Annotated in this window: 21 protein-coding genes; 9 read left to right on the forward strand and 12 right to left on the reverse strand. The window is 67.9% G+C overall.

From position 1 onward, the window contains the following. Positions 1-384: hypothetical protein (locus tag ABD260_RS23310; protein ID WP_344236291.1), on the forward strand; the 384-nt coding region annotated here is incomplete at its 5' end. A 224-nt stretch (positions 385-608) separates the two neighbouring features. After that, a complete protein-coding gene (locus ABD260_RS23315; protein ID WP_344236293.1) occupies positions 609-1,148 on the forward strand; it encodes a sigma-70 family RNA polymerase sigma factor in 540 nt (179 codons plus the stop codon). 120 nt (positions 1,149-1,268) lie between these two features. On the opposite strand, the gene ABD260_RS23320 is transcribed toward ABD260_RS23315, so the two are convergent. Next, a complete protein-coding gene (locus ABD260_RS23320) occupies positions 1,269-2,702 on the reverse strand; it encodes an MFS transporter (RefSeq protein WP_344236295.1) in 1,434 nt (477 codons plus the stop codon). Between the two features lie 145 nt (positions 2,703-2,847). Between ABD260_RS23320 and ABD260_RS23325 the strand changes: the two genes are divergently transcribed. Further along, complete coding sequence (locus ABD260_RS23325) at positions 2,848-3,858, forward strand: lysylphosphatidylglycerol synthase transmembrane domain-containing protein (RefSeq protein WP_344236297.1); 1,011 nt, start codon at positions 2,848-2,850, stop codon at positions 3,856-3,858. Here ABD260_RS23325 and ABD260_RS23330 read toward each other — a convergent pair whose 3' ends face one another. After that, on the reverse strand, positions 3,859-4,443 hold the full coding sequence (locus ABD260_RS23330) for a carboxymuconolactone decarboxylase family protein (protein ID WP_344236299.1): 585 nt from the start codon (positions 4,441-4,443) through the stop codon (positions 3,859-3,861). Beyond that, complete coding sequence (locus tag ABD260_RS23335) at positions 4,433-4,747, reverse strand: hypothetical protein (RefSeq protein WP_344236301.1); 315 nt, start codon at positions 4,745-4,747, stop codon at positions 4,433-4,435. The genes ABD260_RS23330 and ABD260_RS23335 overlap by 11 nt, the downstream gene beginning before the upstream one ends. 136 nt (positions 4,748-4,883) lie before the next feature. Between ABD260_RS23335 and ABD260_RS23340 the strand changes: the two genes are divergently transcribed. Further along, complete coding sequence (locus ABD260_RS23340) at positions 4,884-6,443, forward strand: N,N-dimethylformamidase beta subunit family domain-containing protein (protein ID WP_344236303.1); 1,560 nt, start codon at positions 4,884-4,886, stop codon at positions 6,441-6,443. Between the two features lie 25 nt (positions 6,444-6,468). Here ABD260_RS23340 and ABD260_RS23345 read toward each other — a convergent pair whose 3' ends face one another. From ABD260_RS23345 to ABD260_RS23365, 5 genes are all read right to left on the reverse strand, one after another. Beyond that, entirely contained in the window at positions 6,469-8,622 is a 2,154-nt protein-coding gene (locus ABD260_RS23345) for a transglycosylase domain-containing protein (RefSeq protein WP_344236305.1), read from the reverse strand. Positions 8,623-8,705: 83 nt separating this feature from the next. Next, the gene (locus ABD260_RS23350) at positions 8,706-10,058 is read right to left on the reverse strand and encodes a nucleobase:cation symporter-2 family protein (protein ID WP_344236307.1); all 1,353 of its coding nucleotides are present in this window, start codon (positions 10,056-10,058) and stop codon (positions 8,706-8,708) included. Between the two features lie 156 nt (positions 10,059-10,214). After that, entirely contained in the window at positions 10,215-10,781 is a 567-nt protein-coding gene (locus ABD260_RS23355; protein ID WP_344236309.1) for a vitamin K epoxide reductase family protein, read from the reverse strand. Continuing rightward, positions 10,765-11,421: a DsbA family protein gene (locus ABD260_RS23360; RefSeq protein WP_344236311.1), complete on the reverse strand. Its 657-nt coding sequence runs from the start codon at positions 11,419-11,421 to the stop codon at positions 10,765-10,767. The genes ABD260_RS23355 and ABD260_RS23360 overlap by 17 nt, the downstream gene beginning before the upstream one ends. 96 nt (positions 11,422-11,517) lie before the next feature. Further along, positions 11,518-11,901, reverse strand: coding sequence for a hypothetical protein (locus ABD260_RS23365; protein WP_344236313.1), 384 nt, complete (start codon positions 11,899-11,901; stop codon positions 11,518-11,520). A gap of 56 nt (positions 11,902-11,957) precedes the next feature. On the opposite strand from ABD260_RS23365, the gene ABD260_RS23370 reads away from it, so the two are divergent. Continuing rightward, positions 11,958-12,359, forward strand: a complete 402-nt coding sequence (locus ABD260_RS23370) for a GtrA family protein (RefSeq protein WP_344236315.1) — start codon at positions 11,958-11,960, stop codon at positions 12,357-12,359. Here ABD260_RS23370 and ABD260_RS23375 read toward each other — a convergent pair. From ABD260_RS23375 to ABD260_RS23390, 4 genes are all read right to left on the reverse strand, one after another. After that, on the reverse strand, positions 12,329-13,471 hold the full coding sequence (locus tag ABD260_RS23375; RefSeq protein WP_344236317.1) for a heavy-metal-associated domain-containing protein: 1,143 nt from the start codon (positions 13,469-13,471) through the stop codon (positions 12,329-12,331). The genes ABD260_RS23370 and ABD260_RS23375 overlap by 31 nt on opposite strands. A gap of 66 nt (positions 13,472-13,537) precedes the next feature. Then, positions 13,538-15,736, reverse strand: coding sequence for a heavy metal translocating P-type ATPase (locus ABD260_RS23380; protein ID WP_344236319.1), 2,199 nt, complete (start codon positions 15,734-15,736; stop codon positions 13,538-13,540). Further along, on the reverse strand, positions 15,733-17,838 hold the full coding sequence (locus tag ABD260_RS23385; RefSeq protein ID WP_344236321.1) for a cytochrome c oxidase assembly protein: 2,106 nt from the start codon (positions 17,836-17,838) through the stop codon (positions 15,733-15,735). The genes ABD260_RS23380 and ABD260_RS23385 overlap by 4 nt, the downstream gene beginning before the upstream one ends. 114 nt (positions 17,839-17,952) lie before the next feature. Beyond that, entirely contained in the window at positions 17,953-18,537 is a 585-nt protein-coding gene (locus tag ABD260_RS23390) for a DUF5134 domain-containing protein (protein ID WP_344236323.1), read from the reverse strand. Between the two features lie 755 nt (positions 18,538-19,292). On the opposite strand from ABD260_RS23390, the gene ABD260_RS23395 reads away from it, so the two are divergent. The 4 genes from ABD260_RS23395 to ABD260_RS23410 all read left to right on the forward strand — a co-directional run bounded on the left by ABD260_RS23395 (position 19,293) and on the right by ABD260_RS23410 (position 23,996). Continuing rightward, entirely contained in the window at positions 19,293-21,581 is a 2,289-nt protein-coding gene (locus ABD260_RS23395) for a N,N-dimethylformamidase beta subunit family domain-containing protein (protein WP_344236325.1), read from the forward strand. A gap of 20 nt (positions 21,582-21,601) precedes the next feature. Further along, a complete protein-coding gene (locus tag ABD260_RS23400) occupies positions 21,602-23,170 on the forward strand; it encodes a DUF4139 domain-containing protein (protein WP_344236327.1) in 1,569 nt (522 codons plus the stop codon). 75 nt (positions 23,171-23,245) lie between these two features. After that, positions 23,246-23,677 (forward strand): SRPBCC domain-containing protein, encoded by a 432-nt coding sequence (locus tag ABD260_RS23405; protein ID WP_344236329.1) that lies wholly within the window; start codon positions 23,246-23,248, stop codon positions 23,675-23,677. Beyond that, positions 23,667-23,996, forward strand: a complete 330-nt coding sequence (locus ABD260_RS23410; protein ID WP_344236331.1) for an ArsR/SmtB family transcription factor — start codon at positions 23,667-23,669, stop codon at positions 23,994-23,996. Before ABD260_RS23405 ends, ABD260_RS23410 begins: the two co-directional genes overlap by 11 nt. Positions 23,997-24,002: the final 6 nt, after the last annotated feature.

Below are 24,002 nucleotides of genomic sequence, written 5' to 3' on the forward strand. Positions count from 1 at the left end.
TCCGGCATGTCCGGCATGTCCGGCATGTCCGGCATGTCCGGCATGTCCGGCATGTCCGGGATGTCCGGGATGTCCGGGACATCCGGGGGCGCGGCGCTTGGGCACCACATGGCCGGTGCCGCGTCGGTCGGGATGTTCGCGGTTCACGTGCTCGCGGCGCTTGTCTGTGGGGTTTGGCTCGCGTACGGCGAGCGTGCCGCGTTCAGCATCCTCCGGTCGCTGGCCACCCGGCTCCTGTCGCCACTGCGGCTACTCGCCGGCCGGCACCTGACCGAGCACCGACCGAGCATCCGGCCGGCCAGCTCCCCCAGCACGTTCCGGGACGTCCTGCTCGTCCACGCCATCACCTCCAGAGGTCCGCCAAGAGCACTCGCTGTCACCTGACAGCCGGCACAAACCCGGGCGCACAACGCGACAACCCGCCCGGGTCCAGGCGTGCCATCCGGCACCGCCTCTCCGCTCACCGGCACCTCGCGCCGAACGCCGAAACGTCGAAACGTCGAACGTCGAACCGTCGAACGCTGAAACGTCGACCGCGGCACCGGCCAACCAGCCTGCCGCGCGTTCCCGCGGTCTGCCGGACCTTGGACTTCCGAAGGACCTATGTCATGGCTTCTGCCTTCCTAGACCCAACCGAACTCGCGCTCGCCGCCCGCGCAGGGGACCTCACCGCCCTCGACGACTTCGTTCGTACGCTGCAGCGCGACGTCCGCCGCTACGTCACCGCCCTCAGCGCCGACCCGAACTCGGCCGACGACCTCACCCAGGAAACCTTCCTCCGTGCCTTGAAGAGCCTGCACCGGTTCGAGGGGCGCTCGTCGGCGCGTACGTGGCTGTTGTCGATCGCCCGCCGTACGGTCGCCGACGACCTGCGCCACCGGGCCTGCCGCCCGCGGATCTCCGACCGCGACTGGCAACGCGCCGCCGAACAATCCCAGCCGACCCATCTCCCCGGCTTCGAGGAGCGCATCGCACTGGCCGACGTACTCAATCAACTCCCCGCCAGCCGGCGCGAGGTCTTCGTACTGACGCAGCTCGCGGGCGTCCCGTACGCCCAAGCCGCAACCCACCTCGGCTACCCGGTCGGCACCGTCCGTTCCCGAGTCTCCCGAGCCCGAACCGACCTCGCCGACCTCCTGGCAGCCTGATCCACTGCCGGCCTGACCCGCTGCCGGCCTGACCCCGCCGGCAGCTTGACCCCGCCGGCACCCCGAAGCGGCCGCCTCCCGAGAATTCCGGGAGGCGGCCGCGGCGGTCAGTTCGCTGATTCACTGGGCGACCGGCGCCTCCGTCGGGATTGGGGCCGGCTTCGGGGTGCGGAGCCAGACGAGGGTGGCGATCGCGCCGGCCGCAGCGATGACCGCGGCGCCGATCAGGGCGGCCGAGTAGCCGTTGGTCAGCGCCGGCAGGTTGCCGAGCTGGTTGGCACCGTTGCTGGAGGCAACGGCTGTGATGGCGGCCAGGCCGAGCGCCGAGCCGATCTGGTAGCTGGTGTTGACGATGCCCGAGGCCAGGCCGCCCTCTTCCGGACGGGCCGACGACAGCGCCAGTCCGAGGCTGGGGATGAAGGCAAGCGACATACCCGCGGCGGCGACCAGCGAAGCCGGCAGGACGTCGACCCAGAACGAGCCGTCGGATCGCAGGAAGGACAGCAGGATCAGGCCGGCGGTCAGCACCGTCATACCGGTCACCAGGGTCCGCTTCGGGCCGATCGCGTTCATCAGCCGCGGCGCGACCACGATCATGCCGAGCATGATGAACGTCGTCATCGGCAGCAGCGCCGAACCACTCGGGAACGCGCTCAGCCCGAGCACCTGCTGCAGGTACAGGTTCAGGAAGAACCACATCGGCACCCAAGCCGCACCGAGCAGCAACTGAGCCACATTCGCCGCGGCCAGGTTCGGGTTGGTGAAGATGCCGAGCCGCATCAAGGGCGTACGCCGACGTGCTTGCAGCGCGATGAACAACCCCAGCAGCACCACCGCCGCCAATCCGGCCAGCAAGGTCTGCGCGGACGACCAGCCGACTTCAGGCGCCCGAACGATCGCGTAAACACCGACACCGAGTCCGGCAGTCACCAGCAGCGCGCCGAGTACGTCGACCGAGCCCTTGGTCGCGGTTCCCCGCGGCATCAGGTACGGCGTCGCGGCCAGCGCGAGTAGTGCGATCGGCACGTTCAGGAAGAACACCCACGGCCAGGACAGGTACTCGGTGATCACGCCGCCGAGGAACACGCCCGCGGTGCCGCCCGCCGGGGCCGCGGCGCCGTACAGGGCGATCGCCTTGGTCAGTTCCTTCGGGTTCGCACCGAACAGCATCATCAGCAGCGTGAGCGCGGCCGGCGCGATGAGTGCGGCGCCGATGCCCTGGATCGCGCGCCCGGTCAGCTCGGCGCCGACCCCTCCGGCCAGCCCGGCGACGACCGAGCCGCCCAGCAGGACCGCCCACCCGGCCGCGAAGATCCGGCGCGCACCGATCAGGTCGGACAGCTTGCCGCCGAGCAGCAGCAGCCCGCCGAACGCGACCACGTACGCGTTGAACACCCAGGACAGGTTGCCGGGCGAAAAGCCCAGGTCAGCCTGCATTTTCGGGAGTGCCACCCCGATGATCGAGGTGTCCATGATGACCATGAACTGCGCCGCGGCGATGACCGCGAGCGCCCACCACCGCCGGCTCACCGGCGGTGCGGAAATCGTACTCATATTTACCCCTTACCCGTACAGGGTATCGACGCAGGCCGCGCGATCCCTGGGAGTTGATCCGTGGAAACGATCGATACCCTAGGGGGGTATCTGGGAAAACGCAAGAGCGATCTGAGCGAGACTGGGAAGTGGAGGGAGTGTGCTCGTGACCGAGACAGCGACGCGGACCCGGACGCCGTGGTACCGGCGGGTGTGGACGGCCGTGTCCCTGCTCATCCTGATCGCGGTCGTCGAGTACATCGTGCTGCCCAAACTCGCGCTCGCCCGCGAGTCGCTCCACCGCGTGGAGCAGCTCAACCTGAGCTGGGTCGTGACCGCGGTCCTGCTCGAGGCGGCCAGCCTGGTCTGCTACTCGCTCTTCACCCGGGCGCTGGTCGCACACCAGCACGTCAACTTCTTCTGGATCCTGCGCTCGGACCTCACCGGGTACGGCGTGAGCCACGTAGTACCCGGAGGCGCGGCCACCGCGACCGCACTGCGCTTTCGCCTGCTGGTGTCCGGCGGAGCCCGGCCGACCGATGTGACGGCGACGGTCACCGCGGAGGCGATCGCGTCACCGCTCGCGCTGGTGCTTGTCGCCTGGCTGACGTCCATTCCCGCAGTGGCACTACGGGAGGCGACACCGGCGTACCTCACCATGTTCCTGATCGGACTGATTGCGCTGGTCGGGGGCCTGCTGGCCGTACGGCAGCGATCAAGGATCGAGCGGCTGTCCGCGCGCGTACTGCAGGCGACGCTCGACCGGCTCCCGGACCGCATCCGTCCGTGGATCTCATCGGTCACCCACCGCCTGCGCGACCTGCTCGCCGACCGGGAGGTCCGCAAGGCGTTCCTGATCTGGGCCACGCTGAACTGGCTGCTCGACGCGGCCGTGCTCTGGACCTTCCTGGCCGCGTACGGCTACGTGATGCATCCCGTACCGCTCCTGCTCGCGTACTGCGCCGCCAACCTGGCCGCCGTCATCCCGCTGACGCCCGGCGGAATCGGCGTGGTCGAGGGCATCGCCGTCTCCACGCTCATCGGGTACGACGTACCGGCGCAAACCGCACTGCTCGCGGTACTGTCGTGGCGCCTGATCCAGTTCTGGGCGCCGGTCCCGATCGCGGGACTGACCTACCTCAGCCTCCGCGCACAGGGCGCCCGGCCCAAGAACTGATCAGCCGCCGTACCCGCGCTTCAGCAGGAAACGAGCGCCCGCGGTGTACCCCTTCGGTGTCAGCAGCGTGAAGCCGAAGACGTCGGCCAGCGTGTTCGTGGTGTTGAACGCGACCGCGACCGCGAGGGCATCCCTGAGTTGGGCAGCGGTCGCGCCCGCCGAAAGGGCAGCCTGCATGTCCGCGGCGGTGACCTTGCCGGTACGCACAAGGATGCCGAGCACCCGAAGGGTGGCGCGGAGCGGTTCTTCCAGCGGCGCCGACTCGAGGTCCGCGAGCGTGGCAGTCACCCGCGGCGCGTCGTCGTACGCCTGGGTCGCGGTGGCGGTGTGGGCGCCGATACAAAAGGCACAGTCGTTCACCTTCGAGACGTACGCGGCCATCAGCTCGCGGTCGGCGACGGACCAGCTGGACGGACCGCGCATCGCCTGCTGCGTGAACGCCTTCGCCGGATTGCCGTAGAAGTCGGAGCGGTAGAACGTGATCTTCGCGGCGTCGGGCAGCGGATGGCCGGAGAACAGCCGGATGACCGTGAACAGCGCCTTGTTGGCCGCGCTGTAGCCGTTGTTGAGGATGTCAAGACGCATCGGTCGCCTCCTCAAGCGCGGCCAGCCCCGCGTCGTACAAGCGGGTGGACTTGCCGACGGCCGCGCAGACCACCAGCTCGAAGAGCTCATCCTCGCTCAACCCGGACGCCTTGGCCGCCTGCAGGTCGCTGTCGGTGACCTGGGTCGGGCGGTTGGCGATCTTGTCGACCAGCACGCCCAGCGCCGCGGGTACGCCCTCGTTCGCGAAGGCCTGGGTGCGCAGTTCCACCGCGGACCTGCCCTCGCCGCGGACCACACGCTCTTCCAGGGCCCGATGCAACGTTCGCTTCTCGTCAGTCGGCATGACCGCCTCCTTGTGATGTCTCCACATGTACCTGACGAACGGCGCCCGGCGGAATCCGACAGGCAGACCACCTGCTTCTCAGCCTGCTGTAAGCCTGCGCGTGCGTACCATGCTTTGACGACCTTGGGGAGGCCTCGTGCGGGCTACAAAAGTACTGGCGGCGGGAGCACTCGTACTGGCTTTGGCGACTGGTTGCCAGAGCTCACCAGGAACAACCAGCAGCTCACCGGACAGCGGCGATGGCCACGAGGTGATGGGCTCCAGCCAACCCCAGTCGGGCAGCAGCGACTGGCAGATGCACGACAGCCAGGTGGCCGGTCCGATGGAGCTCGCCGGGTACGCGGACCATGTCAGCGTACGCAGCGGCGAACCGTTCCGGTTGTTCGTCACGTCCTCCGCGGGGGCGTACACGGTCCGCGCTTTCCGGATCGGCTGGTACGCCGGCGCCGGTGCGAAGCTGATCTGGACGTCATCGAGCATCCCCGGCAAGGCGCAGCCGCAACCGATCCTCACCAAGGACCGGATGATCACCGCGGCCAACTGGTCGCCCTCGCTGACCGTACAGACGAAGGGCTGGCCGGCCGGCAGCTACCTTTTGTTGCTCCGGGCCACCAACGGCAAGGAGAAGTACGTCCCGCTGGTCGTCCGCTCGGACAGCGCCCGCGACGCGGTGCTGATCGTCAGCGGCGTCAACACCGATGAGGCGTACAACGCCTGGGGCAGCTACTCGCTCTACCACGGCCCACGGAAGTCGGCGGCCAAGCGGTCGCTGATGGTCACGTTCGACCGCCCGTACGACCTCAACGGCGCGCGCGGGATGCTGACCGACAACGTGCCGCTGGTTCAGCAGGCGGAGCGCAGCGGCGTACGGCTCGCGTACGCGACCAGCGTTGATCTGCAAGCAGATCCGGGCATGCTCAAGGGTGCCAAGGCGATCGTGTTCGGCGGACATGACGAGTACTGGACGCTGCCGGCCCGGGCGGCCATCACCAGGGCCCGTGACGCCGGGACGAACCTGGCGTTCATGGGCGCGAACTCGGTGTTCTGGCGGGTCCGGTACGGGCCCGACGCCCATGGTGCGAACCGGATCATGATCGGGTACAAGGACGCGAGGCTGGATCCGCAGCACAATGCGCCCGACACGACCGTGCACTGGCGCGCGGCGCCGTACCCGGATCCGGAGAACTCGCTGACCGGGATGCTCTACGAGTGCTTCCCGGCGAAGGGCGCGTTCACGGTGCTCGACCCGAACTTCTTCCTCTTCACCGGGACCGGTGCCGGGGTCGGGTCGGCGTACGCCGGGCTGATCGGCGACGAGGCTGACCGTGCGTACCCGATCGCCGGAACGCCGCAGAACCTGCAGGTCGTCGCGCATTCGCCGATCACCTGCGGCCCGAAGCACACCGTCTCGGACGCGAGCTACTACACGGTGCCGTCCGGGGCCGGGGTGTTCACCACCGGGACGATCGAGTGGGTCCGCGCACTGCAAGGCCCGGACCCGGAGAACAACGTCGGCCAGCCGTCGGTGGACTTCGCCCGGCAGGTGACCCAAAACCTCTTCAAGTCCCTCGCCGAAGGCCCGATGGGCCACAAACACCCCGCCGTAGGCAACCTCCCGACCCTCCACAACCAGGCCTCCACCGCCACCGGAACGGGCGGCAAGGTAGGCCCGACCAAGGGACCCGTCCACCCATAACGACGGTGTCACTTGGGTTGGCGGTTCAGTGACCGGTACCCGGGCTGCCCTGGTTCTGGTTCTGGTTGGAGTTCGAGTTGGAGCTGTTGGAGTTCGAACTGGAACTGTTGTTCGCGAAGCTGCCGAGGACTCGGTCGGGTGGGGTGGTGAAGTGGTCGCGGGGCAGGCCTTGGAGGGCGCCGCGCATGGCGGTTTCCCAGATCGGGCCGGCGGTGCCGGACCCGGTCGGGTCGCTGATGTCCTGACCATCCAGTCGCTGACCGATCAGGTTCGTGTACGGCGGCGTCGCGTCGGCGACCACGGCAGCGGCGGCCAGGTTCGGTGCGTACCCGGAGAACCACACCGCCAGGTTCTTGTTGATCGTGCCGGTCTTCCCCGCCAGCGCCCAGTTGCCGAACTTCAGATTCCCGCCGGTACCACCCGGCTCCATCACCGCGCTCAGCACCCGGTTCACACCGTCCGCGACCCACGGCTCTAGCACCTGCTTGCACGCCTCCCCCGGCGTCGGGATCGACTTGCTGTTCTGGTCGGTGATCCCGGTGACGAGCAGCGGTTCGCAGTGCACCCCGCGCGCCGCGAACGTCGCGTACGCGTTCGACAACATCAGCGGCGTCACGTACCCGACTCCGAGCGTGAACGAAACGACCTGGTCGAGCGGCTTCAGCGTCTGCGCGTTGTACATCCCGAGCTTGGCCGCGATGGTCGCGGGTGCGCAGATTCCGGTCTTCTCGGACAGTTGCAGGAAGTACGTGTTCACCGAGTACCGGGCGCCGTCGACCATGGTGAAATCGCCGCTCTTGGTCGAGTTCTTCGGCGTGTAGTTCCCGTCCCGCGTCCAGCCTTTGCAGGTACGGAAAGGTACGTTGCTGAGGTCGATCTGGTCCGGCGAGTTGATCTTGTAATCGATCGGAATACCTTGCTGGATCGCGGCGGCGATGGTGAACGCCTTCATCGTCGACCCGTTCTGGAACCCGCCGTACCCACCCGGGTACGACTTCTCGACGTTGTAGTTGTACGCCGTTTCATGTTTCCCGTACCCGTACGGCTTGCTCTGCACCATCGCCTTGACCAGCCCGGTGCCCGGCTCGACCACCGTCACCGCGGCGATCGTGTTGTCACTCGGGTTGCTGTGCTCGTCGATCGACTTCTGCGCGGCGGCCTGGATGCGTGGATCGAGCGACGTACGGATCGTCAGCCCGCCGGTCTTCAGGTAATGGTCCCGCTGCTGAGGCGTGTCCCCGAGCGCCGGGTTCTGCAGCAGTTTCGACACCACGTATTCGCAGTAGAACGGGTACGCCGAGTTCGCGCAGCCGTTCAGGATCGGGTGCACCTGGGACAGATCGATCACCGGCGTACGCAGCGCGCGGTTCGCGTCGCTGACCGAGATCACCCCGAGCTGCAGCATCCGTCCGATCACGGTGTTGCGCCGGTTCGTGGCCGGTCCGGGGTTCGACACCGGGTCGTAGCCGCTCGGGTTCTTCACGATCCCGGCCAGCATCGCGGACTCCGGCAAGGTCAGTTGCGACGCGTTCACCCCGAAGTAGTGCTGAGCAGCGGCCTGCACGCCGTACGTGCCGTCGCCGAAGTTCGCCAGATTCAAGTACATGTCCAGGATCTGGTCCTTGGAGTATCGCTGTTCGACCTCGATCGCGTACCGGAGCTCGGTCAGCTTGCGCTGGTACGTCAACGCGGTCGCCGCACGCTGGTCCGCCGGAGTGCGCGCATTCTCCAGCAACGTCAGCTTCACGTACTGCTGGGTGATGCTGGAACCGCCCTGCACGGTGGTGCCGTCCGCGCGGTTGCGGATCATCGCCCGCAGCGTGCCCTGCAGGTCGAGCGCGCCGTGCTGGTAGAACCGCGAGTCCTCGATCGCGACGATCGCCTGCCGCATGCTCGGCGCGATCTGGTTCAGCCCGACCGGGGCCCGGTTTTCCTCGTACAGGTTGGCGATCAGGCTGCCGTCGTCGGCCAGGATGCGGGTGCGTACGTCGGGCGCGCCGGCGATCAGCTTCTCCGGCAGACTGGTCAGCGAGTCGACCACCCGCTCGGTCCCGACGCCGGCCAGACCGACGATCGGCACCACCAGCCCGGCGGCGAGCGCACCGGCGAGTGCGCTGATACCAAGAAATCTGGTCAGCGCCCGAAATCCCCCGCGTCCACCCTCGCCGGTTGTCGGCACCCAACCAGGCTAGCTCCGGAATTCAAGTATTGCAGGCGTCTCTCAGCTTCCTCTAATCAGTTGCCCACAGCAACATGGATCGATCAAGCCTCCGGCAAGGGCGTACCGCGCTCGTCCGGAGCGGCCGCGAACACCGACGGTTTCGCCTTCAGCAGCGCCCGCCAGCGGTTGAAGAACAAGTTGAGCAGTACAGCGGTCACCGCCGCCGCGCTGATCCCCGAGTCCAGGACGACGCCGACACCGGACGGGAACTTGTCCCAGAAGTGCGGTCGCGCGATCGGCACCATCCCCATCCCGAGCGACACCGCGACCACCACCAGGTTCAGATTGTCGGCGTACTCGACCCGCGAGAGCGTACGGATGCCGCTTGCCGCGACCGATCCGAACAGCACGATCCCGGCCCCACCCAGCACCGGCGCCGGAATCGCGGCGACCACCCGGCCGAACAACGGCACCAGCCCGAGCAGGACCAGCACTCCCCCACCCGCCGCGACCGCGAACCGGGATTTGATGCCGGTGATCGCGACCAGGCCGACATTCTGCGCGAAAGCGCTCGCCGGGAACGCTCCGAAGACAGGCGCGACCGTAGTGGACAGCATGTCCGCGCGCAGCCCGTTCGCGACCCGCCGGTGGTCGACCGGGGTTTCGACGATCTGACCGATCGCGATGATGTCGGCCATCGTCTCGGTCATGATCACCAGCACCACGATCGTCATCGCCACGATCGCGCCGGCGTCGAACACCGGCGTCCCCAGGCCGAACACCGGCGGCAGCGACACCACCGGGCCGTGACCGACCGCCCCGAAGTCCGCCTTGCCCCACGGGATCGCGACCAGGGTGCCGGCGATCATGCCGATCAGGATCGACAGCCGGGACACGAAACCCTGGAAAAGGCGGCTGATCACCAGGATCACCAGCAGCGTCAGGCCGGCCAGCGCGATGTTGCCCGGATCGCCGTACCCCTTGGCGCCGACACCGCCGAGCGCCCAGTCGAAGCTGACCGGCAGCAGCGAGATCCCGATCACCGTGATGATCGTCCCGGTCACCACCGGCGGGAACAACCGGACCAGGTGCGCGAAGAACGACGACAGGATCACGCCGATCACCCCGGCGACGAGGATCGCCCCGAACACCGGCCGGACGCCGTCGCGGGAGGCGATCGACACCATCGTGGACACGCTCGCGAACGAGATGCCCTGCACGATCGGCAGCCTGGCCCCGAACGGCCCGAGGCCCAGCGACTGCAGCAGCGTCGCGAGTCCGCTGATGAAGATGCCGGCCGTGATCAGCAGCCCGATGTCCGGCGCGGACAGCCCGGCCGCCGCGCCGACGATCAGCGGCGGGGCGATCAGGCCGCCGTACATGGTCAGGATGTGCTGGGTGCCGTAGACGAGCAGCTGCCCGAACGGCAGCCGTTCGTCTTCGGGCCGTTTCACTTCCGGCCGTTTCTTTTCCGGCCGGAGCGCTTCAGGACCGTGGGATTCGGAGCGGTGTGCCATGCCTGCCTCCAGACAATTCCGCCTTACGGAAATCTGATTCCGAGTAGCGACAGAGTGGCACATGCTCCGCAGCGCGTCAACGGTTTGTTGAAGTCAGACCAGCGTGGTCCAGTACGACCAGAATCGCGCAGTGATCAGGCCGATCACAACGGCTGCCCAGCAGGTGAGTACGACGCTGTGCACCCGCGCGGCGCCCTGCCCGATCCTGGTGGTCCGCAGGTTGTGCAGCGTGACGTACCAGAAGATCGGGATCGTCACTGCCCAGACACCCATGCAGTACGGGCAGAGCGCGCCGATGCGGTACAGGCTCTGGAAGATCAGCCAATGCACGAACACAACGCCGAACGTCACACCCGTCTGAAGCCCCAGCCAGAACCACCGCCGGAACTGCGCGCCGGCCAGCAGCGCGGCCCCGACCGTGGCGACGATCGCGAACCCAGCGATACCCAGCAGCGGGTTGGGGACGCCGAATGCCTCGGCCTGGTCGGTGGACATCACCGAACCGCAGGACAGCACCGGGTTGATGCTGCAGGACGGCACGTACGCCGGATCGCGCAGGAGAGCGATCTTCTCGACCGTCAGGACGCCCGCGGCGATCAGTCCGGCCGTACCGCCGAGCAGCAGCAACCACGCGAGCGCGCGGTTACCTGAGTTCGGCATCGATGCTCGCGACCAGGTCGTCGATCGATTTCGGTTCGAGCTTCTTGCCGTTCAGGAAGAACGTCGGCGTACCGGTCACACCGAGCGCATCGCCGTCGGCGACATCCTTCTTGATCCGCTCCAGGGTCGCCGGGTCGTTGTACTTCTTGTCCCAGGCGGCAACATTCAGGCCGAGTTGCTCGGCGTACGTACGGAAGCGGGCGTCCGCGGGCACCTGCTTCTCGCCCCATTCGGTCTGGGTGTCGTACATCTTGCGGTACATCGCCTCGAACTTGCCCTGCGCGGCCGCCGCTTCGACCGCCCGGGCGGCGCGCTCCGCGTTGAAATGACTCTGAATCGGGAAGTAACGCACGACGAACGTCACCTTGCCGTCGTACTTCTCGCGCAACTGCTCCACGGCCGGAAACGCCGCGCGGCAGGCCTCGCACTCGAAGTCGAGGAACTCCACGAAGGTGACCTTGTTGTCGTCCGCCTTGTTCAGGCGATGGCTGTCCGCGCGGACCAGTCGTTCGTCCTGCGCGGCAGCGGCGGCGCTCTGACCACCGCGATCGTCACCACGACCGTTCAGTACGAGCAGTACTCCGATGACGGCGGCGAACGCGACCGCGATACCGATCGAGATCCGGGCATTGGTACTCATATCCTGCTGTCCTTTGCTGAAGGAGAAAACCGACGAGACATGAATCAGTGGTGGCCGAAAGCTCCTTGAGCTCAACCACACGGGACATGCGTCGGCCTACCTGCGCACCACGCAGAGTTCAGCCAGCGAAGGACCTCTGGACCAGGTCGGTCCAGTTGTGACGGGCGGCGAAGAACATTGCTCCGCCGGCACGTACGCGACCAGGCGCAACGCCTTGGCCATCAGTACCAACCCGAGCGCGATCGAGGCGCCCATCAGCACGACGAACAGCAGATGCGCGTGCTGCTCGACGTTCGACACCGTGGACGGGACCTCACTCAGGTCCACGTGCAACGGCCCGACGAGCTGGACCGATGTCGTCTGTCCCGCGGCCGTCCCGGCACCAGCAGGCTCCGAGGCCGCGCCGTGAAACGCACACACGGCAACGAGGGCAGCGAGCAGCACGACCGCACGCGTCATCAGCCACCGGAGTCCCTTCATCTCGACACCAACCCTAGCCAACTGACGCAACCAGTGGCCTGGCACACTCTCTTGGTGTGCCGCCCAATCTGCTCGGGTTCGTGCTGATCAACGGGTTCACGTTCGGCGTGGATCTCTCGTTGCTCACCGCGCTTCGGTCCGGCTTACACGTACCACTCTGGCTCGCGATCACCGTCGCGTACTGCTGTGCGTTCGGGCTCAGCTACGTACTCAACCGGGCGTTCAACTTCCGTTCACACGCACCGGTCGGGCCGCAGCTCGGTACGTACGTCATCGTTGTCATCGTCAACTATCTGGTACTGATCCTCGGCCTCGGCGCGGGGCTGTCGTACCTCGGCCTGGAATACCACGTGTCGCGCATCCTGGCCGGGCTCTGCGAAGGCGTGTACATGTACTGCGCGATGCGCTGGCTGGTCTTCCGCGACCGTCAGCCGGCCGCGGCCGGTACGACCGTGTAGCCGTGCGCGCGGATCGCCGCGTAGCTCTGCTCCCGGATCTCCGCGGACGGGAAGCTGGCCACGACGCGCTTGGTTTCGAGGTCGAAGGTGGGTGCTTCGACGCCGAACTCCGCCACCGCCTTGGTGATCGTGTTGATGCAGTGGTGGCAGGTCATGTCCGGGACCTCGAAGGATGTTGCGGACATGCTGGTCTCCGTTTCGGTCGAGGTGCTGCTGGTCAGGGTGACGAGCTCGAGCAGTTGGGTGAAGGTGTCGACGTACGCCGCGGCGAGCTGGGTGAGCAGGCTGACGCGGTGACCGTCGATGAGCTGCGGCGGATGGGCCAGGCAGCGTGGGTGCTCATTGCCTTCCAGAGCGGCGTACTGCTCCGCGCTCGGGTCGGCGTGGTCATTGGGGCGGTCGTTTGCTTGGGCGGCTGCGATGCGGGCGTCCTTCATGGCGCGAAGGGCCGCGACCGAGTCGGCCGAGTACGTGACGCGGCCGCCGAAGCAGATCAGCTGCACGGGGATCAGACCGCGGCGGTACGTTGATGCCTGCAAACCCCAGTGCCACGTACCGGCGACTGTTGTGAAGAGCCCGCTGTCACGTAGTACGGCAGCGAATGACGCGGGATCGGTGTATGGCGTTCGGTCGGCCAGATACGCGTGCTGAACCAGCACCCGGGCCGCGGCCTCGACGCCGCTGCGCAGGATCTCTCGCGGAAGCTTGTCGGTCGTGACCGTCGCCAGCAACTCTCCCTCGGCGTCGTTCACCGTACGTCCGGCCGGGTCGGCGTCCAGTTTGTGCCACCAAGCCAGCGTCGCCTCCCGCGCCACGATCGGCACGACCGGACCGAGCGCGCCGCTGTACGCGACATTGGAGACACCGTCGCTGTCGGTCCACGTGACCCGGTTCGTCGCCGCTGTCACCAGCCAGGACGGGCAGTCCGCGAGCCGCGTCCGGAGGAACTCCGCCCGCTCCCCTTCGAGCTTCTCGATCGTCTCTTCGCGATAGCCGATGTGGACGGGCGCGACCGGGGCGGGGGTGTCGAACCGCTCGTGGGCGAGCTCTACGAGCAGCCGGGCCGCCGACGTACGACTCGTCGTCCCGGCTTGTCCTGGTTCAGCGGTCACGACGGGCTCCTCGGCTCGACGGCACAGCACCTTCGATGCTAGGTAGCCGAGGCGGGAGCTGCGCGCTTACTCAGCGTGTCGGCGGCCGTAGTCGCGGAGCCGGAGGCTGTTGTGGGTGACGAAGAGCGAGGAGAGGGCCATCGCGCCGGCCGCGATCAGCGGATTCAACAGTCCGGCCGCGGCGATCGGGAGCGCGGCCACGTTGTATGCGAACGCCCAGATCAGGTTGCGGTGGATGGTCTGCCGGGTCTTGCGCGCCAGGCCGATCGCGTCCGGGATCACGCCCAGGTGGTCGCGGACCAGGACGATGTCCGCGGACTTCAGCGCGATGTCCGTGCCGCTGACGACGGCCAGGCCGAGGTCGGCGGTGGCGAGCGCTGCCGCGTCGTTGATGCCGTCACCGACCATCGCGACCCGGCGGCCGTCCGCCTGCAGCTGGGCGATCACACCGGCCTTGTCCGCGGGCAGAACGTTCGCGCGCACGTCGCCAATGCCAAGATCCGCCGCCACCGCGCGGGCAGCCGGAGCGTCGTCGCCAGTAAGCAGAATCGTCCGCAAACCTTGCGCATGCAGCGCACCAACAGCTTCACGAGCACTCGACCGAATGTCGTCGGACAACCTGATGGACCCAGCAAACACACCATCGATCGCCACATAAACAACCCCCCGCCCAACACCCGATTGCTCCGGGGGCGCGATTGCTTGCGGGGTCGGCTTGATGTTGTGGGTTTCGAGGAGGGCGGGGCTGCCGACGAGGACGTGGTGTCCGGCGACGGTGCCGGAGGCGCCGAGGCCGGGGAGGGTTTCGAAGTTGTCGACCGGGAGCAGATCGAGGCCGGCGGCGCCGCGTTCGATCGCGCGGGCGATCGGATGCTCGGAGCCTCGCTCGACCGACGCCGCGTACCTCAGCAACTCGTCGTCCCCGTCGACCGTCACGGCCGGTTCGACTGTGGTGACTGTCATCTCGCCGGTGGTCAGGGTGCCGGTCTTGTCCAGGACTACGGTGTCGATGACACCGCTGGCCTCCAGTGCGTCCTGGCCTTTGATCAGGATGCCCAGCGAGGCGCCGCGGCCGATTCCGACCATCAGCGCTGTCGGCGTGGCCAGACCCAGCGCACACGGACAGGCAATCACCAGCACCGCGACACCCACACTGACAGCACGTTGCGGGCTCGCACCAGCCACCAGCCAAGCGACCGCCACCAGCACGGCAAGAGTGATAACAGCCGGAACGAACCAGGTGATGATCCGATCGACGGTGTGCTGGATGCGCGCCTTGCGTTCCTGCGCGCGCTCAGCGAGCACAGCCATCTGCGCGAGCTGCGTGTTCGCCCCGACTGCGGTTGCCGTCAGCAACAACCGGTTGTCGAGCGTGATGCTGCCACTGATCATCTCGTGCCCAGGCTCGGCAGTCCGCGGCACCGGCTCACCCGTGACCGCGCTCGTATCGATCGACGCCGTACCTTCAAGCACGACACCATCGACCGGCACAGTCTCCCCGGCGCGTACGACGACCACCTCGCCCTTCCGGACCTGCGCGGTCGGCACTTCACGCTCTTGGCCGTCCGCGAGCACCCGCGCGATCGGCGCGGCAAGGTTGCTCAAGGCATCGAACACGTCGGCCGCCTGCCGGCGCGACCGGGTCTCGAAGTACCGCCCGGCCAGCTGGAACACGGTCATCCCGGCAGCCACATCCAAGTACAAGCTTCCGCCGCCGAACGGGATCGACGCGACCGCCCAGCCGAACGACACCGCGATCCCCAAGGACACCAGCGTGTCCATACTGACGCTGCCGTGGCGGAGGTTCCGTACCGTCACTCGATGGAACGGGTACGCGGCCCAGGTGACGATCGGGACGGCCAGCAGTACGCAGACCCACTCCCACCCCGGGAACCGCAGCCGCGGCACCATCGCCAGGATGATCGTTGCGTCCATCAACGGAATCGCCAGCAGCATCGCGACCACGAGCCGCCGCCGCAGGGCCGAAACCCGGTCGCCGAACGAGCGCCGGGTCCACTCCCCCTCGTCGTCCGTGTCGCGCACCGAGGCCTGGTAGCCGGCCTTCACCACCGCGGCGACCGCCCGCTCGGCGAGCTCGGGACCACTGCCGTGGATGACGGCCCGCTCGGTCGCGTAGTTGACGCTCGCGGTGACGTCTTCGAGCTTGTTCAGGGCCCGCTCGACCCGGTTCGCACAGGCGGCGCACGTCATCCCGTCGACGGCCAGCTCGAGCGTATCCACAGGACGCTGATCAACCAGGCTCACTTGAGCTCCTTACCGCTGCGTTCGGCTCCGCTGCGTTCGGCTCCGCTGCGCTCGGCGAGGCGGGCGAGCATGGCGTTGTACGCGTCGTGGGAATCGTCCAGCCCGGTGTCCAGGTGCCGATCCAGGCGGCGTGCTTCCTTCTTGTCCTGGATCGCCCATTGCAGCGCGAGCACGATGACCACGATCAGCAGCGGGACTTCGCCACCCGCCCATGCGACCCCGCCCCCGGCCTGCTGCGTACCTGCGAGATCGGTCGCCCACGGGAGATCGAGATGCCGGTAGAACTCCTCGCCGATGATGCCGCCGGACATCAGGATCACGCCGAAGAACGCGTGGAACGGCATCGCGGCCATGATGTACCCGAGTTTCGCCAGCGACGGCAGTTTGCGCGGCGTCTGGTCGACCCCGATCACCAGCCCGAAGTACAGGCAGCCGACCAGCAGGAAGTGTCCGTTCATCAGTTGGTGCGCCCAATGGAACTTCATCAACGTACCGAAGGCGCCGGTGAGGTAGAGCGCGTAGTACGACCCGATGTACAGGACGAAGACGAGCAGCGGGTGGTACAGCGCGCGCAGGAAGCGGGAGTGCAGCGCGGCGGTGATCCACTCGTACGGGCCGGGGCGACCGTCTCTTGCCGTCGGCAACGCTCTGAGCAGGAGCGTGAGCGGTCCGGCGAGGACGAGCGGGATCGGGGCGAGCATCGACAGAGTCATGTGGACGACCATGTGGATGGCGAAGTCGGCGCCCGAGTACTTGCCGAGGCCGGAGCTGGTGACGACGAGAATCAGCGCCCAGCCGATCACCCACGCGACGGTCCGGAGCACCGGCCAGTGCTCACCGCGCCGCCTGAGCTTTCCGGCGGCCAGCAGGTAGCCGGCGATGGCCACGACCGCGGCTACCGCGAACAACAGGTTGGGGCGCCACTGCCCGGCCAGGGTGCTGAAGGACGGGCCGTTCGGCAGGTCGAAGCCGAAGAAGATCTGGCTGACCGAGGTGGGCACGAAGAACTGCGGCGGCGGAATCCGCGTCATCGCAATCCCCGCCGCGACAAACACCCCGATCCCAGCAACAGCCAACGCCAGAGCACCCTGCACCCGCCCCGCCGGCGCCGCACCAGCCGCACCCGGCGCACCCGGCGCACTGTCGGGCGCGGTCTCCGCGCGGCCGGAGCGCATCGCGAGCAGAAGACCAGCTGCCACGATGACCAGGCTTGCCAGACGTACCAGCTCGAACCAGCCAGTTGCCGAGGCGGTTGGCGATGAGCCGGCGAGTTTGAACCACAGCAGCACGACTTCAGCAACCACCATGACCACCAGCAGCGCGACCGCCACCAGCTTCCACCGGCGCCGCTCCCCCACCCGCACCTTGCGACCAGTAGCCATCCGCAGCGCCTGCACCACCAGCAGACCAAGCAGCACCTGCCCAGCGACCGTCTGGTAGATCGCTGCGTCGCTCCCGAAGTCGTGGTTCGGCCCGACCAGCACCTGCCCGACCACAACCGGTGCGAGTGAACCAAGCAGCGCAACCACCAGCACCACGCCGTACGTCACCCATCGCACCGCCAGCGCACCGGTCACCCAAGCAGCAATCGCGGCCACACAAGCAACCATCCACGCCCGCGCCGCATCCCCGCCGAACATCGAGAACCCGACCGCCGACAGATCCGCCAGCCGCGACAACGGCTGCCCATTGGAGTCAAGCGCGTCCAACAGCACCAGCAGCCCCGCGCTGATCGCCCATGTCGCAGCAGCCCGGCGGATGACGAACGGCTCAAACCACTCCGCCACCTCGAGCTGCCGCTTCGACCCGGCGTCACGCACCGGCCGGTGCCGCCCAACCAGCACCGCGGAGGCCAAACCGCCCACAGTCACCAGCGCGGCCAGCTCGCAGACAGCCCGAACCACAACAGTCAGAACACTGGTCAGTCGCCCCGGATCATCCCGCGCGATCCGCAGGTAGCTGTCGGCCCCAACGACAACCGTCGTCACCACAGGAACAACTACCGCGAGCGCAGCGAACAGAACCAGCAGCAATTTCAGCCACGTACGCGGCTGCCGCGAGGACCGCTCCACCGGTGTGACCGAACGGGTGGGGATCGTCATGACATATCAGCCAAGTGTCCTATCGAAAACGTCCAGCAGTGGGCGCGGGCAACAGGCCCACCCGGAAGTACGACCGAACCAGCCGGCAAGTTCCCACCGCGCTCGTGTCGGGACTCACAGTGCAGGGATCATCAGGGCCAGCATTCCAGCCATCCCCGCACAGGCCAGTCCATGGCAACCGCACAGCACCCGATGACCCCGCGTACGCACCGCCTGGGCAATCCACCACGCCGCGCCCAGAGCGAGGACCACGACAACGTCCCAGGTCAGCATCGTCACCCACGCCTGCACACCCGACGAGACAGCCGCACCGCCATGATGCATCCCGGCCATCGCGTCCATCCCCGCCATCCCACCGGCAGCCATCAGCGCGGGCATCGCGACCAGCATCCACACCATGCCGCCGTTCATCACCACATGCGCGAGCGCGCCGGCCCGCGCCGTGATCGTGTCCGACCCGATCAGGTGATGTACGAACACCACACCCACGCCCGCGAACACCGCCACCTGCATCCACCTGCCGCCGCTGAACGACGGCCACCACACCATCACCAGCATCGCGACGCTCATCGCCACATGGTTGAGGTCGACGATCGTCCCGATCCCGGCCCATCGCCGGGTCGCCAACCGCGCCACGCAGTACGCACCGGTGCCCCCGAAAACGGCCGTCAAGGCAACGGACCAACCCGTCGTCAGCATCCGCCGACAAGCAATCCACGACCGACCAAGCGAGCAGCCGACACAGTGAGACACCTTTCTCGCGGAGGACAGGCCATTCTCCCAACTCACGATCTTCCGCAGAAGTTCCGGGGGGCACCCCGCTTGGTTTTCGTCAAACGGCTGCTGGGGCGGGGGTGCCGGCCCTCCCCAAACCGGTTTGGGGGTGATTGTGTACGCGGAGTGGGGCGGGCTGCACTCCCGGAACAGGCCGTTACTCACCCCAAACCGGTTTGGGGGGCGTCCGGCGCTTGTCACTGATCCGCGGGTGGGGGCCGCGTGGCTGACCGGCCGCGCAGCCGGTTGGACACGGAGCGCTCAACCCGCTCCCGCCATCCCCGGCATACCGCCGGCGGCTGGCGGGTTGTGTCACCGCTGGCGGGTTGTTTGACCGCTGGCGTGTTGCAGTGCGCCAGCGCTCACATTCCCTGCCAGCCGCCAGCCCAGGGGACGCCGCCAGGTGTGCGCTGCGCGGCATAGGTCCTGCGCGAGGCAAGCAGTGCGGGGATATCTGCTCGCGTGGTGGGTTCTCCACTCGTGTACCGGTGGAGAACCCACAACAGCAGTGGATATCCACCGGTGTGGGCGGGGTTCGAGCACGGTCCGGGCACGTGCAGGTACCGACAGTTGCGGTCTGGGCCAGTTTGGTCACCGATTGGCCACAGGGCCTCCCCGAACGCGATTTCTCTTCCTACTCTGCAAGTGGGGGAAGACTTCAGTCCGGCCTGGGGGGAACCATGGTCCGAAAGCTGCTGGTCGCCGCGCTGACGCTGAGTGTTGTCGCTGCGACGATCGGATTCGTCAATCAGCCTGCCGACGCGGCGACCGCTGCCGTCAGCATCACCGCGACGCGCGCAGCGAACGGGACGACGACGCTCACCTACCGCGCGACGGTGCTCAAGGCCGGGACGATCCGCGAGATCACGATGGCGATCCCGTCCGGCAGCACCGGACGGGTGACGTCGGTCAACGGCACCATCAGCGCGGTCAGCCGGACGGTGATGCGGTGGCGGCCGGCGCGGACCACGAAGGTTGCCGTCGGCGCCCGTCTCGCGATTCCGCTGTACGGACTGCGGCTGCCCGCCGGTGGACCATGGACGCTCGGCTTCAAGGCGCTCGGTACCACCGGCGCGACACTGACCTCCGGCGCCGGCGTACTGCAGCCGCTGCGCACGTACACCGCGTCCGTCGCGATCCGCGCGACGAACCCGATCCCCGCGCAGACGACCAACCTGACGTACCAGAGCACCATCACCAGGGCCGGCGCGCTCGCCGCTGTCCGGATGCAATTGCCGACCGGCTCGACCGGGCGGGTGACGACCGTCAACGGCACGCTCACCACCTCCGGCGGCTACGCGACCTGGCGGCCGAAAGCACCGATCAACGTCGCGCTCGGCGCCCGCCTGGCCATCCCGGTGAACAACCTGCTGCTGTCCAGGTACGGCGGCAACATGACGCTGTCGGTCTCCGCGACCACCTCGACCGGGGTCGTTCTGAGCTCTGGCTCGGGCGCCGCCGCGTTCATCGCACCACCTGCCCCGATGCCGCCCGTGGCAGACAGCGGGTTCGGCGGCATTCCGACCGGCTGCCCTGACCACTGGCCGTCGACGGTCGCGGAGAACGCCAACGCCGGAACCGCCGGCTGGGTCATTCCGGCCAGCATGAACGGGAACCTGGCCGCGTACCTGACGGCGGTGTCGGCCAGCTGTGGTGACACCGTCGACCTGAAGGTGAGCCCCGGCGGTACGGGCAACGTCGGCGACCCGGGGAGTCCGGTCACCGTCACCGCGTACCGGATGGGGTACTACGCCGGGCTCGGTGCGCGTGCGATCTGGCAAAAGGCGAACGTACCCACCACCATCCAGCCGCCGCCGACCACCGGCGGTACGTCGGCCAGCGGCAATCCGTTGCGGATGACAACGGCAGTGAACTGGACCAAGACGTTGAGCATCCCGATCGACAAGAACTGGGTGCCAGGCACGTACCTGATCAAGGTCAGCGACGGAACCTCCGCGACGTACGCGCCGCTGACCGTCCGCGATGACACCGGTACGAAGCACGCGCTGCTGATCCAGCAGGCGACCGCGACCTGGGAGGCGTACAACAGCTACGGCGGCGTGAGCTTCTACAGCAGCCTGAGCGGCGGATCGGGTCGCCTGTCGTACGACCGGCCTTACGGTGACGGTCAGGGGTCCGGGCAGTACCTCTCACTCGAGCAGGGGCTGGTGTTCTGGGCGGAGTCGAAGGGCCTCGACGTCACGTACTGGACCGACAACGACCTGGACCAGTTCGGCGGGGAGCTGCCGTCGCGCGCCGGGACGATCTTCCTGCCGGGCCACGACGAGTACTACTCGCTCGGGATGCGGGCGGCGTTGAGTCAAGCGATCAGCAAGGGCGTCAACGTCGCGAACCTCGGCGCCAACACCGCGTACCGGCGGATCACCTTCACCGACAGCACCCGGCGTACGTGGGACATCGACCGGTACACCGACGGGTACAACTCGACGACCTGGCGGTACCTGGGTGACGCGTACGCGTCACAGCCGCTGCTCGGTGCGGACTACACCTGCGCGGTGCTGGGGAACGACCTGCCCACAGGCAGCGGCTGGATGTTCGCCGGCGTGCAGGTGAGTAGCATCCCCGGCTTCGTGGCCGGCGAGATCGACTACGTCTGGCCGGGTCTCTACAAACAGCCGGGTCTCACCACGATCGCGAGCGGGACCGGCATCTGCCACACGAACGGGCGTGCGGCGCCGATGCAGGCGACCACGTACACAGCTCCATCGGGCGCACGGGTGATGAACGGTTCGACCTTCGCGTACGGCTGCTTCCTGGTCCAGCGCTGCCCGTCGAACTGGAACAACTCCACACCGAACGCGGACGCACAGAAAGCGGTCGCAACCATCGTCGCGAACATCACCCAGTGGGTCTCCCGCGGCGCCATCACCGTACCGTCCGACACGAGCGCGGCAGCGATCCGAGTCGCAGTACCGAAGCACCCGCTGCAAACCAACACCCAGCCCTGATCGCGAACTACTGTCGACACATGAGTCGACTCGTGGTGGATGCGCCGATCGTTGCCGTCGTGGTGTACCCCGGCCGGGCCCGGGTGACCCGGCGCGGGCGGATCACCGTGCCAAGTGGAGATCAGACCGTGTACGTCGAACCGCTGCCACTGTCCTTGGAGGCGGACTCGCTACGGGTGTCCGGTCGTGGACCTGCGACCGTGCTGGGCGTGGACCTGGCGACACAGCACCATCCGGAAGCACCGGACGATGTGGTGGCCGCACTGGAGCGGGAGCGGATCGACGCTGCGGAACAGGTGAACGTACTGGTCGATGCCGATGAGGTGCAGCAGCAGCTGGACACGTTCCTGGGACAGCTGGCCCGGCGTGCGGGTAGCAGCTTCGCACGGACGCTGGCTGCTGGTGACGGCGGTGCGGAGTTGGGCGAGTTCACCGAGTCGCTGGCTGCACGACTCGCCGCCGTACGCACCAAACGCCGGGAGCTCGCGGCTGAGCGGCGTGCGGCCGAGAAGCGGCTGGCAGCAGTGGATCGGCGGCTGGAGTCGCTCGCCAAGCAGCGCACTCCGGACCGGCGCGCGGCCGCGGTCGCGGTGACCCTGGAGTCCGAAGCGGAAGTGGAGGTCGAGCTCTCGTACGTCGTTCCGTCGGCGGGATGGACCAGCTCGTACGACATCCGGCTGGTTGGTGATCAGTTGACGCTGAGCTGGTACGGGCTGATCCAGCAACGGACGGGCGAGGACTGGCCGGAGTGCGATCTCACCCTGTCGACGGCGCGGCCGACCGTCGGCGCGAAGGTGCCCGAGCTGGAGCCGTGGTTCCTGGACCGGCTCCGGCCGGTCCCGCCGATGCCTGCCGCGCCGGGTGCCGTCGCATATGGCGGTCGGGGCTCTCTCACCGGACAGGTAACGCCCCAAGCGGACCTGGCGGCCGCGCCGGCCTTCGATCAGGTCGAGGCTGTCGTCGAGCAAGGCGTGACGGCGGCCAGTTACACGCCACCGCGGCCGGTCGCCGTACCGGCTGATGGCGCGTCGCATCGCGCGACGATTGCCGCGATCGACCTGGACGCCGAGCTGGACTACGTGACCGCGCCGGTCCGCTCGACCGCCGTGCACCTGCGCGCCACCGTGGTGAACTCGTCCGCGCACACCCTCCCGGCCGGCCGGACCGCGGTCTTCCACGAGGCGGACTACGTCGGCTCGGCCGCACTCCCCCTCTGGGCGCCCGGCGAGGAGGTCGAACTCGCGCTCGGCCTGGACGACCGCATCCGGGTCGAGCGCAAGCTGGCCCGGCGGACGGCGAGCAAGGCCACGCTCGGATCGACGCGCCGTCGTGAGGTGGAGTACGAGACCACGATCGAGAACCACACGCCGCGCACCGCGCGGATCACGGTCCTCGACCAGCTACCGGTGTCCCGCGACCACGAGATCACCGTCAAACCGGTCAGCACCACGCCGGACCCGGCCGAGACCACCGAGCTCGGCGTCCTCACCTGGAAGCTCGACCTGGCCGCCGGCGCCGAGACCACGATCAAGCTCGGCTTCCGGGTCGACACCGCCAAGTCCGTCGACCTCACCGGCTGGCGCGAATGACCCTTGACGCAACCAGTCGATTGCAATAGATTAGATATTGCAATCAACTGGTTGCCATAACGAGGGAGTTGACCGATGGGATTTCCGGACCGAATCGAGCGCGTACTCGAGCTGGCGCAGCCGCCGGCCGCGGTGTGGGCGGCGGTGACCACCGCCGAGGGACTCGAGGCGTGGTTCAGCAGCAAGGCCACGATCGACCTGCGGCCGGGCGGATCGGCGACGCTGCAGTGGACCGACGCGCCCGCCGCCGACCTGCGGATCGAGCGCGTCGACGAGCCGTCGGTGTTCGGGTTCAGCTGGCCGATCGAGGGACTCGCGAAGGACGACCCCCGCCGTACGTACGTGGAGTTCACCCTGGAGCCGAACGCGGGCGGCACCCGGCTGACCGTGGTCGAGAGTGGTTTCGCGCAGCTGCCGGACGAGCTGCACGCGCCGGCGTTCGCGGAGAACTCGCGCGGCTGGGTGCGCGAGCTGGACAAGCTGGTCGTGTACCTCGATGCCCGCTGATCCCGAAGCGATCGCGGAACAGGTGTTCATCGCGCTCGCTGACCCGAGCCGGCGCGCGATCCTGGGCGCGCTCGCCGAGCACGGCCCGGCGACCGCGACCGACCTGGCCGATCGGCTGCCGATCACTCGGCAGGCGATCGCGAAACACCTTGGCCTGCTGGCCGAAGCCGGCCTGGTGCTCGCGAAGCCCGGCGAGCGCCGCCGGGTGCGATACCACCTGCAGTCCGCGCCGATGCAGGTCGCACAACAGTTCCTGGCCGCGCTGGCGCGCGACTGGGACGACCGCCTGGCCGCACTGAAGGATATCCTCGGGCCTTAGCGACAG

Origin of the sequence: Kribbella hippodromi (genome assembly GCF_039531045.1) — a bacterium.
GTDB classification, from domain to species: domain Bacteria; phylum Actinomycetota; class Actinomycetes; order Propionibacteriales; family Kribbellaceae; genus Kribbella; species Kribbella hippodromi.